The sequence below is a fragment of the Streptomyces sp. NPDC059256 genome, assembly GCF_042753785.1.
GTDB lineage: Bacteria > Actinomycetota > Actinomycetes > Streptomycetales > Streptomycetaceae > Streptomyces.
On record NZ_JBHYZO010000003.1, the window covers coordinates 474628 to 488592 of the forward strand.

The window sequence follows — 13965 nt, forward strand, 5'->3', positions numbered from 1 at the left end:
CTCAGAGCGCGCGCTCCGAGAGGACGCCCGCCTTCTCCTCGTACAGCTCGCCGGTCTTCGGGCATTCCCAGACACCCGGCTCGCCGCTCTCCACGAGACGTACCCCGGACCGTCCGACCCAGCCGATCCGTCGCGCGGGGACCCCGACGACAAGCCCGAAGTCCGGTACGTCCTTGGTGACGACGGCACCGGCCGCCACCATCGCCCAACGACCGATCTCCAACGGGGCCACACACACCGAACGGGCGCCGATGGATGCGCCGTCGGCGATCTTCACGCCGACGGCCTCCCAGTCGCCGCCGCGCTTCTGCTTGCCGTCCGGGTCCACCGAGCGCGGGTTGTGGTCGTTGGTGAGCACCACCGCGGGCCCGATGAAGACCCCGTTCCCCAACTCCGCGGGCTCGTAGACCAGTGCGTAGTTCTGGAGCTTGCAGTTGTCGCCCATCTGCACACCGGTGCCGACGTAGGCGCCGCGGCCCACCACGCAGCCCTCGCCCAGCCGGGCCTTCTCGCGGATCTGGGCGAGTTCCCAGACGCTGCTTCCGGCGCCGATCTCCGCCGTCTCGTCGACCTGTGCGGTGGGCTGGACCCTGTAGTTCACTCTGCTGCCTTTCCGGTGGCGTCCTGGCCCGCCGAGCATACGTCTCGATCGACGACGGGCAGCGGGCGCCCGGAACGGACCGTTAGTTCTCTCCTGCCGCGCGTTCGCGCACGCTCACAGCGCAGGTCGACAGCGCACAGCAGCACCGGGCCAGCACCGGGCCAGCACCGGGCCAGCACCGGGCGAGGCGCACGGCGCCATCAGGGACGCCGTCGTCGCATGCTGTCCCGGATGCCCTTGAGCACCCCACGGCGCAGGACGAGCTGGGCACCCGGAGCGTCCTTGAGGATGTCGTCCCGCTCGCCGAAACCGTTCGGAAGCGGGGGGAGCCCGAGTGCGGCCAGGAGCTGGCGCTGCCGGCGGGCCGGGTCGTCCCCGCCGCGCAGCAAGGTGATCAGCGGACGGGGGCCGGCCGGAGGGAAGGCCGATGCGAGCGCCCGGGCGACCGCCGCGGCCTGGGGGTGGTCCAGGACCGGCGCGGCGGGGTCCCACTGGTGGGAGGCGAGGACAGTGCCCTGCCCGAAGAGCGCGAACCCATGTCGGCCCGCGGTGTGGTGCAGCACCAGGGCGGGCCAGGGCTCGCCGGTGGTGAAGCCGGCCACGGCCGTCGTCAGCAACTCCTCACCGGTCGCCGCACCCGTGCGTCGGTTGGGGAAGAGATCGGGAGCGACCTCCACATAGCTCAGACGTGCCCCCGAGGAAGGGGGCGGGGCGGCGGGCAGCGGCGGACCGCCCGTCCGCCAGGCAGCCGGCCCTGCGCCGGGGATGCCGGGTCCCGCTCCCCACAGGAGCGATCCCGGACCGGGCGGTTCCGAGTCGGACCAGAAGGCGGCGGGCCCCTCGCCCCGGTGCTCGCCGTCGGCCGGGTACCGACGCCCGACCGCATCGGTGCCCCCCTCCGCCCCACCCGTCGACTGCTCCGCCCGGCCCTCGCCGGCCGGGTCCTGCCCCGCACCCCAGGGCGCGGGCGCGATCCGCAGCGAGACACCGCACATCAGGGCCGCCTCGGCGACCCGGTCCGGGGCCGCCGGGACGATCGCCAGCGAGCGGTGCACACCGTCGGACTCGGCGGCGATCTGCTCCGGCTCCGGTGGGGGAGCGGGCTGGGGAGGCTTGCCGAAGAAGGGCGTGCTGGATGCCACCTGCATCCGTACGCCCAACCGGAACTCCAGGAACTCCTTGCGGCTCTCGCCCAAGTACGCCCAGGGGAACTCCCGGGCGTGCACGCCTATCGCCCGGAACATCTCCAGTGCGTCCTGCCAGCGCTGGTCGAAGATCAGCATCAGGGCCAGATGGTTGCGGAACTCCGCGGCCTCCGGGTCTCCGGGCTCGTACCAGGACGAGAGCTCCAGGGCGCGCGCCACCGCCGACGCCAACCGGCCCCGGGTGATCGGCCCGGTCTCCGGCGGATCCGGGGACACGACCTCGTACTCGATCGCCGCCAGCAGGGGCAGGGCGTTCAGCAGTGAACCGGGCAGTGCGCGGTCCGCGGCCCGCTCGGCGAAGTCGAACATCTCCGTGTGCGAGCCGTACCACTTCTCGCACAGGTACTGGAGCGCGGAGGCATGGCAGCCGAAGTGGTGGGGGGCCCGGGCGACGGCTTCCGACCAGTAGGAATCGAAGACGTCGCGCGGGGACTGGATGCCCCGGGCATGGGTGAGGGCGATCTCCCACGGCACCGGATCGGTCGGATTGAGCTCGGTGGCGGCGGACAGCATCGGCACGGCCTCCTCCAGCAGGGAGAAGAAGACCCGGAACTGCTCGTCCGAGATCTCGCCAGCGTCCTCACCCGTGCGCACCTGCCAGGCGCGCTGGACCCGCAGACCGGCGGTGAGCAGGGTGGCGTCGGGGTCGTCGGGGCTGGTGTCCAGCCAGTTCTCCAGCCAGCCGGGGTGCCGCAGCGCGCTCGTGGCGAGGGCGGACACACAGTTGCTGCGCCGTTCCCACTGTGCGCCGAGCCGGGTCTCGGCCAGCAGCTCCCGCGCGGGCGCTGCGTCGCCGAGTGCGGCGGCGCTCAGCGCATCGCACAGCGCGGGGTCGGTCACGGCATCGACCGTGACGGCCTCGTCGGGTGGCAGATCCGCGCCCACGGCGGAGCCATGGCGCAGCATCCTGGGCATGGACATCAGGGAGCGCAGCGACACAGCTGCCCATTGAACAGGCAGCGGCGGCCGTTCACCAGGTATCGCGTGCGTGTGCGACCGTGTACGGGCCCGGAGGCGGGGCCAGGAGCTGGTTTGACCACCCGGACCCGTCCCCGTAACCTGGTCCATCGGTGTGTTTCCATACGCGCCCGCCCCTGAGCATCTCCCTCCCGACCGGCTTCGAGCCGTTGGGAGAGGCCGCTCGTCCTTCCGGATCAACACAGGCTCCGGCCTGTGCGAACGGCTGGCGTCAGGGGTCCGTTCCGAGCGAAAGAGAGATCCGCGTGTACGCCATCGTGCGCAGCGGTGGTCGCCAGCACAAGGTTGCTGTCGGCGACATCGTTGAGGTTGACAAGATTTCCACTGCCAAGGTTGGCGACACGGTAGAGCTCTCTACCCTGCTCGTTGTCGACGGCGAAGCTGTGACCAGCGACCCGTGGGTGCTCGCCGGTATCAAGGTCACGGCCGAGGTCGTGGACCACCACAAGGGCGCGAAGATCGACATCCTGCGCTACAAGAACAAGACCGGCTACCGCCGTCGCCAGGGTCACCGTCAGCAGTACACGGCGATCAAGGTCATCGGCATCCCGACGGCCGCGAAGTAAGGGACTGAGGAGAGATGGCACACAAGAAGGGCGCATCGTCCACCCGGAACGGTCGCGACTCCAATGCTCAGCGGCTCGGCGTGAAGCGCTTCGGCGGTCAGGTCGTGAACGCCGGTGAGATCCTGGTCCGCCAGCGCGGCACCCACTTCCACCCCGGCACGGGCGTCGGTCGCGGTGGCGACGACACCCTGTTCGCCCTGCTGCCCGGCGCGGTCGAGTTCGGCCGTCACCGTGGCCGCAAGGTCGTGAACATCGTTCCGGTCGCCTGATCGAAGGCAGCCTCAGAGCGTTTTCCGCGGAGGCGGACCTCACTTCCCGCACGGGAAGCGGGTCCGCCTCCGTTGTGTTAGAGCTAAAGACAATCCCGTACGTATCTGGAGGACACCCATGACCACCTTCGTGGACCGCGTCGAGCTGCACGTCGCCGCGGGTAGCGGAGGCCACGGCTGCGCCTCCGTTCACCGGGAGAAGTTCAAGCCGCTCGGCGGACCCGATGGCGGCAACGGTGGCCGGGGCGGTGATGTGATCCTGGTCGTCGACCAGTCGGTCACCACGCTCCTCGACTACCACCACAGTCCGCACCGCAAGGCCACCAACGGTCAGCCCGGGGCGGGTGACAACCGCTCGGGCAAGGACGGCAAGGACCTGATCCTGCCGGTGCCCGACGGCACCGTCGTGCTCGACGCACAGGGCAATGTGCTCGCCGACCTCGTCGGCCAGGGCACCACCTTCGTGGCGGGACAGGGCGGCCGGGGCGGCCTCGGCAATGCGGCTCTGGCCTCGGCCCGTCGCAAGGCCCCCGGCTTTGCCCTGCTGGGCGAGCCCGGTGAGGCCCGCGATGTGACGATGGAGCTCAAGACCGTCGCCGATGTGGCGCTGGTCGGCTATCCGAGCGCCGGCAAGTCGTCGCTGATCTCGGTGCTCAGCGCCGCCAAGCCCAAGATCGCTGACTATCCGTTCACCACGCTCGTACCGAACCTGGGCGTCATCACCGCCGGCTCGACCGTCTACACGATGGCCGACGTCCCCGGTCTCATCCCCGGCGCGAGCCAGGGCAAGGGACTGGGCCTGGAGTTCCTGCGCCACGTCGAGCGCTGCTCGGTGCTGGTGCACGTACTCGACACGGCGACGCTGGAGTCCGACCGTGACCCGCTGTCCGACCTCGACGTCATCGAGGCCGAGTTGACGCAGTACGGCGGTCTCGACGACCGGCCGCGGGTCGTCGTCCTCAACAAGGTCGACATCCCGGACGGCAAGGACCTCGCCGAGATGATCCGCCCCGATCTCGAAGCCCGTGGCTACCGGGTGTACGAGGTCTCCGCGGTGGCCCGGACCGGACTCAAGGAACTGTCCTTCGCCCTCGCGGGGATCATCGCCGAGGCCCGTGCCGCCAAGCCGGTGGAGGAGGCGACCCGGATCGTCATCCGGCCCAAGGCCGTCGACGACACCGGGTTCTCGGTCGTGCGCGAGGACGACGGACTGTACCGGGTGCGCGGCGAGAAGCCGGAGCGCTGGGTTCGTCAGACCGACTTCAGCAATGACGAGGCCGTCGGCTATCTCGCCGACCGGCTGAGCCGCCTCGGAGTTGAAGAGTCCCTGATGAAGGCGGGTGCTCGTTCGGGCGACGGCGTGGCCATCGGCCCCGAGGAGAACGCCGTGGTGTTCGACTGGGAGCCGACGGTGATGGCCGGAGCCGAGATGCTCGGCCGCCGCGGCGAGGACCACCGTCTCGAAGCGCCGCGCCCCGCAGCGCAGCGCCGCCGTGACCGTGAGGCGGAGAAGGACGACGTACAGCGGGCCTACGACGAGTTCGACCCCTTCAAGTAGGGCCCCGCTTCACCGAGGCGTCCACGTAGGACCCGCTTCACCGAGGCGTCGCAGCAGGGCCCGTTCGGGAGCACACCGCTCCCGGGCGGGCCTTCGCGCATGCCCGGGAGCCCGTGTGCACCGTGAAGGCCGGCCGGTTCCTTCGGTCCGATGCCCCCCGGTGCCCTGTGCCGGCCCGTCCCTCTGCCCGCTGGTTCAGGTGTCCGTCCGATCCGGGAAACTCCGGGAGCGCAGGGCAACTCACCCGTTCCGGGAACGCCGCGTACCCTTTTCCGCGTGTCTCATGGTGACCGCCTCGCCAGGCCGGTCCGATGCCGTATTGGTGCACGGCGAGGCACAACCTCTCCCCCCTTCCCCCGGTCTACTACGCGGGGGCAAAGACGAGTGGCCCCGGCAGAGAAGCGGAGCGCTGGTGAAGATTTCCTTACTTATTCACACCATTTACGGCATTGGTGGCACCATTCGCACCACGCTGAATCTGGCGGAGGAATTGGCCAGCCGCCATGAGGTGGAGATCGTCTCGGTCTTCCGCCACCGGGACATTCCCCTTTTCGATATCGACCCCCGCATCACGGTCGTGCCGCTCGTGGACACCCGTCCCTCGTCTCCCGGCAATGAGAAGAAGCACCCCGACCAGCTGAAGCCGGCGAAGCTCTTCCCGCCCCACGAGGCGCGGTACAAGGAGTACAGCGAGCTGACCGACGAGCGGGTCCGCGCCCACTACGCCGGCTCCGACGCGGACGTCGTCATCGGCACCCGGCCCGGACTCGTCGCCTACGCGGCCCAGTTCGCCCCCGTCAGCACCGTGGTCATCGGCCAGGAGCACATGACCTACCACCACCACAAGGAGGCCCTGCGCGAGGAGATGCGTCCGCTCCTCGCCGAGACGGACGCCTTCGTCACCGTCTCGGAAGGGGACGCGGCCGTCTGGCGGGAGCAGATGCCGCTCCCGGACACCCGGATCCTCTCGATTCCCAACAGCGTCCCCGACCCGGACGTCTCCCCGTCGGACACGACCGGCAACATCATCGTCGCCGCCGGTCGCCTCTCCCGCGAGAAGCAGTACGACGTCCTCCTCAAGGCGTTCGCCGACGTGGTCGCGCTGCGTCCGGACTGGACATTGCGCATCTACGGTTGGGGCCCGGAGCGGGAGAGACTGCGGCGCCGGGTCCAGAAGCTGCGCCTCTACAACAGCGTTCAACTGATGGGCCCGCGTTCCCCGATCGAGCCCGAGTGGGTCAAGGGGGCCATAGCCGTCTCCACCTCCCGGCACGAGTCGTTCGGCATGACGCTCGTCGAGGCCATGCGCTGCGGTCTGCCGGTTGTCAGCACGGACTGCGACTATGGACCGCGGGAGATCATCAAGGACGGTGTGGACGGGTTGCTCGTGCCCGTCGGCGACGTGGCGGCCGTGTCCGCCGCACTGCTCCGGCTCATCGACGACCGGCAACTGCGCCGCCGGATGGGCGCCGAGGCCCGCGAGAACTCCCGCCGCTACGACCCGGCCGCCATCGCCAAGCAGTACACCGACCTCTTCGCCGAACTCGGCGCCGGGGCCACGCAGCACAATCGCGGCACACCCGCCGCGGAGAGTGCCCGGAATGCGGCCTTCGCACCGGTCGCGGACGCCGTTGCGGAACCTGACGGCTCGGTCACCGTGCGGCTGATCACCCCGGAGGCCGCGGTGCTGAAGCACCCCGGACTGCAACTGCTCTGCACCAGGGTCGGAGACGGCGCGCCGCCGCGGGCCTATCCGTTCGATCTCGACGGCAGCGTCACCATCCCCGCCGCCGACGACTTCGCCGACGGCCACTGGACGTGCCACGCCGACCAACCCGCAACCGGGCTACGCGCCGAGATCTTCGCCCGCACCGTCGACCAGCGGGGGTCGCTGAAGGTCGCCGACCGGCTCACCACCGGTGCTCCCGTCCACCACCACGTTCCCTACCGGAGGGCACCGGAGCAGCATCTGGTGCTGCGCTCCTGGGTACGCCCGGTCCACGCGGAGGCGGCGGACTTCCTCCTCTCCGACCGCAGGCTCACCCTGACCGGACGCCTGTTCGGCGACGCCGAACCATCAGGTGAACCGTCACTGCTGCTGCGCCGAGGAGGCGATTCACCGGAGGAGTTGAGTTTCCCCGGCACGCGAGAGGGCACCCGAGGCTTCGAAGTGACCATCGGGTGTGAGGTGGCCGTGGCCCACCAGCACAACCCGAGGGAAGCCTGGGAAGTGTGGCTGCGCTACGCCCCGGGCGAGGAGCCGGTGCGGGTGGGCCGCGTCCTTGACGACGTGGTCCAGAAGGGTGACGTGTTCGTCTACCCCGAGGCCCTGTTCCACAAGCAGCGACCGCTCTTGCTGGCCCGCCGTGTGCTGCGAAGGCTCCGGCACCAGCAGCAGCGGCTCGTCAAGGTGAAGCTCGCGTACGACCGCGACAATGCGCTCGTACTCCACGTCAGTGACCGCTGATCACGGCTGAGGGGAGTGAGGGATGCCGCCCCACCTGCGCAGACCCGCAGACGGCACGGCATCCGTCACCTCCTCGGGCGGGCGGCGCTCCGGTCGGACCTGTGAACGACTGATGACGATGGTGAACCCCCGGTGTCCCTGGGGGGTGAGGCGGTGGACGCCCACCTTGCACGACGGTCACGCAGAGTGCGACCATCGCAGCGTCCCCCATTCGTCTCAAGGTAGGTCGTTCTGTGTCTGTGCCGCACGAAGCCAAGCCCCGCACCACAGCGGTTGTCCTAGCCGGAGGCACCGGTCAGCGGGTGGGACTTGCCATCCCCAAGCAACTGCTGAAGATCGCCGGCAAGGCTGTCATCGAGCACACACTGACCATCTTTGAGCAGGCCGAGTCCATCGACGATGTGATCGTGCTGATGGCCCCCGGCTTCGTGCCCGACATCGAGCGGATCGTCGCCAAGGCGGGGCTCACCAAGGTCACCCGGATCATCGAGGGCGGCACCACCCGCAACCAGACGACCGAGCGCGCCATCGCGGCGCTCAGTGAGGGCCTGGTGGACGGCGAGGACCGGAATGTCCTCTTCCATGATGCCGTCAGACCACTCCTGTCACAGCGAGTGATCCAGGACTGTGTCGACGCGCTGGAGCGGCACGCCGCCGTCGACGTGGCGATCCCCTCTGCGGACACCATCATCGTGACCCGCACCCACGGGGACGACGGCGAGTTCATCACGGACGTGCCCGACCGATCCCGTCTGCGGCGTGGCCAGACGCCCCAGGCGTTCAAGCTCTCCACGATCCGCAAGGCGTACGAGGTCGCCGCTGGCGACCCCAACTTCCAGGCGACCGACGACTGTTCGGTGGTGCTGAAGTACCTGCCGGACGTACCGATCCACGTCGTCGCGGGCGACGAGTACAACATGAAGGTCACCCAGCCCGTCGACGTCTTCCTCGCCGACAAGCTGTTCCAACTCGCCTCCACCGCGGCCCCCCGCCAGGCCGACGAGGCCGCCTACCGCGAACTGCTCGCCGGTCGCACCCTCGTCGTCTTCGGCGGCTCCTACGGCATCGGCGCCGACATCGCCACCCTCGCGGAGAAGTACGGCGCCCACGTCTACGCGCTCGGCCGCTCCACCACCGGCACCCATGTGGAGAACCCGGAGCACGTCGACGACGCGCTCTCCAAGGCGTACTCGGAGACCGGACGCATCGACTACGTCATCAACACCGCGGGTGTCCTGCGCATCGGGAAACTCGCCGAGACGGACAACACCACCATCCTGGAAGCGCTGAACGTCAACTATCTGGCTCCTGTCCAGATCGCGCGTGCCTCCTACAAATACCTGGCGGAGACCAAGGGGCAACTGCTGCTCTACACCTCCTCCAGCTATACACGGGGGCGTGCGGAGTACAGCCTCTACTCCTCCACCAAGGCGGCCATGGTGAATCTCACCCAGGCCCTCTCGGACGAGTGGGCGAACGACGGCATCCGAGTGAACTGCGTCAACCCCGAGCGCACCGCGACCCCCATGCGTACCAAGGCGTTCGGCGTCGAACCCGAAGGCTCGCTCCTGTCCTCCGAGGCCGTCGCCCGCACCTCGCTCGACGTGCTGCTGTCCGAGCTCACCGGCCATGTCATCGACGTACGCCAGCAGGACCCCACGCGCGGTGCGAGTGAGTCGTCCGACTTCGAGCAGGCCCTCGCCGCGGTCCTCGACCGCGAGGGAGACGTGTAATAATTCGCTGTTAATGCAGTGGTCGCGATCACGTTCTTCTCCGTGATCGCGACAGTCACCGCAAAATCAGCGTGCTGCGGGCCTCCGTAAACACCTCGACATGATCTGCCGGGGATGTGGGGGATGGGGAGGTCCGCCTTAGTGAAGTCCTGAGTACCACTTCTGGGAATTTCGACTTCACCATTCATGAAGCAATATGAATAAGGACTAACCGGCACCCTTTGGAGCAGGTTCCTCGTGATTTCGACCGCCATTCGTCTGGCACGTGTCGGCAGCCGATCAGAGTTGGCCGCAGCGGCTCTGATCGGACTCGGCTACCCATGCGTCATGCTCGCCGCGCTGCTCCCGAGCATCTGGCTCTTCGCCGCCGCGGGTGCCGCTACCTATCTGGCTGACTGGTATCTGCACCAAAAGGGCAGCTACCTGATCAACCGACTCAACAAGGTCCGCATAGGGCTACCGATCCGGTTCCTGCTGCGCCAGTTGCTGCTGGTGCTGCTCCTGGCCCGGGAAGGGCTGGCCGAAAGCCCGCTCTTCTACATGGCCGTCGCCGGACTCCTGGTCTTCTACGCCCTCCAGGCTCCGCACGGCGCCCTCACCACGCTGATCCGGCTGCGCCGCACGCTGCCGATCGTCACCCGCAACGTGGACCTCGCAGGGCTGCGCATCCCGGATGCCCCGCCGAAGGCGCTGATGCACCGCTCCGCGGAGAAGATGCTCCACCTGGACCTTCCCGCCATGACCGGTGTCCTCGCCGCCGTCCTCGTCGACCGGGACGTCATCGGCTACGCCGGCATCGCCGTCACCCTCGCCCTCGGCACGCTCTACACCGTCGCCCTGGTGCCCTATCTGCGCACTGGGCGCGTCTCCGGAGCGGGCGCCGTGCTGAAGAACACCAGCACCTGGCTGCTTGAGTACCGCCCCACGACGGTGCTCTACTTCTCCGGCTCCGGTGAATCCGCCTACCAGATCAACATGTGGCTGGAGACGATGGAGCAGGTCGACGGCCGACCGTTGATCATCATGCGTGAGCGCGAACTGGTGACGAAGGTCAACGCCACCGCGGTACCAATCATCTGCGTACCGGCTGCGACCCATCTGATGAACCTTGACCTGTCCACCGTCCGGGTCGCCCTCTACCCGGCCAATGTCGGCAAGAACATCCACCTGCTGCGCGTGCCGACCATGCAGCACGTCTTCATCGGCCACGGCGACAGCGACAAGCTGGCCAGCGTCAACCCCTTCAGCAAGGTCTACGACGAGGTCTGGACCGCGGGCCGCGCCGGTCGTGACCGCTACGCACTCGCCGACGTGGGAGTGCGCGACGAGGACGTCGTCGAGGTGGGGCGGCCTCAACTCGCCCCCATCCAGACCTGGACGGGCACCCCGAAGAACCCCATCCCCACCATCCTGTACGCACCCACGTGGGAGGGCTGGGACGACAACCCCGGCAACACCTCGCTGCTGCTGGCGGGCGAGAACATCGTGCGCGGGCTCCTTGGCGCGGAGAAGCCCGTACGGCTGATCTACAAGCCGCACCCGTTCACCGGCATCCGCAACAAGAAGGCCAAGGCCGTCCACGAGCGGATCATGCGCATGGTGCGCGCGGCAGCCGCCGAACGCGCCGTCGACCCCCGGTGGGCCTCTGACGCCGCGGCGGCGAAGCCCGGACAGGCCGAGGCACGCCTCGCCTGTACCCGCATCGAAACGGAGCTGGCGGCACTCGCCGCACCCGGACGCTCCGGTGGCGACGAGGCCGAGGAGTCGCGCGTCGCCCTGGCCGATCCCGTCCGACTGGAGCGCATCAAGCGGCTGCGCGCCGAGTGGAACGACGCCTACTGGCGCTCCACCGGCTGGTGGGAGCACCTCATCGTCACCGGCACCGAGCCGAAGCTGTACGACTGCTTCAACGAGGCGGACGCCATGGTCTCCGACATCTCCAGCGTGGTCTCGGACTTCATGGCGAGCGGAAAGCCGTACGCGGTCACCGACTCGGCTGCCCTCGGCGCGGAGGAGTTCCAGCGGCAGAACACGGCGGCACGCGCCGCGGTCGTCCTGTCCAACACCGCGGTCGAACTGGCACAGCTGCTGGCCGCGGTGGAGTCCCCGGCGCTCGATCGGCTCGCCGAATCGCGCAGGGAACTCAAGGAGTACCTCCTCGGCCCCGACCACCCGACCTCCATGGAGCGCTTCAACACCGCCGTACGCACCTTGCAGGCCGGCGCGGAGGCACGCAACGCGGGCGTACAGCAGCGGCTGACCGAGCAGGCGCAGAGGGAGCTCAACCGACAGCCGGACGCCGGCCCGGTCGCTCCTGCCGCCGCCACGGAGCAGGAGGCTCCGCTGGCCCGCTGACGCGGCAGTCGCACAAGAGGCAGTCACACGAAAGACCGTCACAGGGCTCGTACGGTGCACATTGCCGTACGAGCCCTGTGACGTGCGCCTCGCGGACGACAGCCAGGCGCCGAAGCGGGTGGTGGGGCGTGGTCGGACGCCCGGTGGTCGCCGGGGAGCAGCGCACCATGGCCCTGTCGCGCCCAGCGGCTCCCAGCGGCGCCCGGGTCGACGGTCGGGCGGCAGGGTCGCGGAGAGCATTCTCATGTGCCGCGTCCGGCCGCTCAGGCGTCGTGCGGACGACCCGGAGGCCCACGGGGTGTCCAGCGTCACGTCCAGCGGATGAAATGCCGAGGCACCCGGGCGGCACCCTGGCATAGATTCAGCCCGTGACAGAGGCAAGACAGCAGGTAACGCAGGCCCGCAGAATCGTCGTCAAGATCGGTTCGTCCTCCCTGACCACCGCGTCGGGCGGACTCGACGCCGACCGGGTCGACGCCCTCGTCGACGTACTCGCCAAAGCGCGCAGCGGCGGCGAGAAGGAGATCGTGCTCGTGTCGTCCGGTGCGATCGCCGCCGGCCTCGCTCCACTCGGGCTCGCTCGACGGCCTCGGGACCTGGCTCGCCAGCAGGCCGCCGCCAGCGTCGGTCAGGGGCTCCTCGTGGCCCGCTACACGGCCTCGTTCGCCCGCTACGGCGTGCGCGTGGGTCAGGTACTCCTCACCGGCGACGACACCAGCCGTCGGGCCCACTACCGCAACGCCTACCGCACCCTGGACCAGCTCCTCACGATGGGTGCGGTCCCCGTCGTCAACGAGAACGACACCGTCGCCACCGACGAGATCCGCTTCGGTGACAACGATCGCCTCGCCGCCCTCGTCGCCCACCTCGTCCGCGCGGACCTGCTGATCCTGCTCTCCGACGTCGACGGTCTGTACGACGGGGATCCGGCGAGGGCCGGCAGCGCACGCATCGACGAGGTCCACGGGCCGGCCGACATCGAGCAGGTGGAGATCGGCAGCGCAGGCAAGGCGGGCGTCGGCACGGGCGGGATGGTCACCAAGGTCGAAGCAGCCCGGATCGCCGCCGCCGCGGGGGTGCCCGTCGTCCTCACCTCGGCGGTGCGCGCGGCCGACGCACTGGCCGGCCGGATCACCGGCACCTACTTCCACCAGACGGGCCGCAGGTCCGCGGACCGCTTGCTCTGGCTCGCCCACGCCTCCACCCCGCGCGGTGCACTCATCCTCGACGATGGCGCGGTCGACGCCGTCGTACGCGGCAGGAAGTCCCTGCTCCCGGCCGGAATCGCGGCGGTCGAAGGGGAGTTCAGCGCGGGCGACCCGGTGGAGTTGCGGAACACCCATGGCCAGGCCGTTGCCCGAGGATTGGTCAACTTCGACGCCAAGGAGATTCCTCAACTTCTCGGACGTTCCACCAAAGATCTCGCACAGGAGCTCGGACCCGAATATGAGCGAGAAGTCGTACACAGGGACGATCTGGTCGTCATGCACCCCTGAAACGGCTGAAAGTCCCGTCATCCGACAGACACCTTCATGAAAAACGCCCCATGTTCGGTCCAGGACTGGTCAACTTTGTTGCGGGGCACATGGCGGGGGACGGCAAGACGACACAGGTAAACAGGAGGCCGCCGGTGAGACGAGCGCGCCCAGGGGATGCACCCCGTGGGAACGGGGGCGTCCCGAACACCCGCAGAACTGCGGGCGATCACCACCGTGGGGCGGCGGGTGAGGAACGAGCCCTCACGAGCGTCGAAGCCGGTGCCGACTTCGACGACGGTGGCTCGTCGGAGCGGACCGGGCGGAGCATCGGGGCCGGAGCGGCAACGCAGCCGGACGAGACGAACGACGCCCACGGTGACGGACAGTCGAAGCTCTGGCACATCACTCTGAGCGTCTCGGGTGCCGAGGCGCCCCTCAAGGAGGTCCGGCGCGGCCTGGAGCAGTTGGCCCACGACCACCCCTTCTTCCTGACCAGCCGCTACGCCAACGACCATGCGGAGATCCGCTACTGGGAGGAGGCGCGCGATCTTCATGACGCGGCTGCGGTGGCGCTGCGCCTGTGGGGCGAGCACCGTTCCACCGCCCGACTGCCTCCGTGGACGATCGTGGGGCTTGAAGTCATCGACCGGCAGACGTATCACCAGCGGGTCGCCGAGGGGTACGGGCCGCCGCCCGCCTCCTCCATGGGGGTCCACCCCTTCTAGGCCGTTCGGGGCCCGTTTCGGTGCGGGGCT

At 69.1% G+C, this 13965-nt stretch carries 10 protein-coding genes; 8 read left to right on the forward strand and 2 right to left on the reverse strand.

Annotated features, from left to right (window positions below; genetic code table 11):
* Position 1: 1 nt before the first annotated feature.
* Positions 2 to 601 (reverse strand): acyltransferase, encoded by a 600-nt coding sequence (locus tag ACFXJL_RS10025; protein WP_383538417.1) that lies wholly within the window; start codon positions 599 to 601, stop codon positions 2 to 4.
* 200 nt (positions 602 to 801) lie between these two features.
* Positions 802 to 2745: a hypothetical protein gene (locus tag ACFXJL_RS10030; protein WP_384639327.1), complete on the reverse strand. Its 1944-nt coding sequence runs from the start codon at positions 2743 to 2745 to the stop codon at positions 802 to 804.
* Positions 2746 to 3029: 284 nt separating this feature from the next.
* On the opposite strand from ACFXJL_RS10030, the gene rplU reads away from it, so the two are divergent.
* The 8 genes from rplU (at position 3030) to ACFXJL_RS10070 (ending at position 13935) form a co-directional block, all read left to right on the forward strand.
* Positions 3030 to 3350 carry a 50S ribosomal protein L21 gene (gene rplU, locus ACFXJL_RS10035; RefSeq protein WP_329018706.1) on the forward strand — a complete coding sequence of 107 codons (321 nt, stop codon included), beginning with the start codon at positions 3030 to 3032 and terminating at the stop codon, positions 3348 to 3350.
* A 14-nt stretch (positions 3351 to 3364) separates the two neighbouring features.
* Complete coding sequence (rpmA, locus tag ACFXJL_RS10040; RefSeq protein ID WP_329018704.1) at positions 3365 to 3619, forward strand: 50S ribosomal protein L27; 255 nt, start codon at positions 3365 to 3367, stop codon at positions 3617 to 3619.
* A 118-nt stretch (positions 3620 to 3737) separates the two neighbouring features.
* Entirely contained in the window at positions 3738 to 5177 is a 1440-nt protein-coding gene (gene obgE, locus ACFXJL_RS10045; protein ID WP_358879035.1) for a GTPase ObgE, read from the forward strand.
* A 412-nt stretch (positions 5178 to 5589) separates the two neighbouring features.
* Entirely contained in the window at positions 5590 to 7644 is a 2055-nt protein-coding gene (locus ACFXJL_RS10050) for a glycosyltransferase family 4 protein (RefSeq protein WP_384690919.1), read from the forward strand.
* A 233-nt stretch (positions 7645 to 7877) separates the two neighbouring features.
* Positions 7878 to 9377: a bifunctional cytidylyltransferase/SDR family oxidoreductase gene (locus ACFXJL_RS10055; RefSeq protein WP_358879037.1), complete on the forward strand. Its 1500-nt coding sequence runs from the start codon at positions 7878 to 7880 to the stop codon at positions 9375 to 9377.
* Positions 9378 to 9614: 237 nt separating this feature from the next.
* Positions 9615 to 11732, forward strand: a complete 2118-nt coding sequence (locus ACFXJL_RS10060; protein WP_384690922.1) for a hypothetical protein — start codon at positions 9615 to 9617, stop codon at positions 11730 to 11732.
* A gap of 368 nt (positions 11733 to 12100) precedes the next feature.
* Positions 12101 to 13228, forward strand: coding sequence for a glutamate 5-kinase (proB, locus tag ACFXJL_RS10065; RefSeq protein ID WP_358879039.1), 1128 nt, complete (start codon positions 12101 to 12103; stop codon positions 13226 to 13228).
* A 134-nt stretch (positions 13229 to 13362) separates the two neighbouring features.
* Complete coding sequence (locus tag ACFXJL_RS10070; RefSeq protein WP_358879040.1) at positions 13363 to 13935, forward strand: hypothetical protein; 573 nt, start codon at positions 13363 to 13365, stop codon at positions 13933 to 13935.
* Positions 13936 to 13965: the final 30 nt, after the last annotated feature.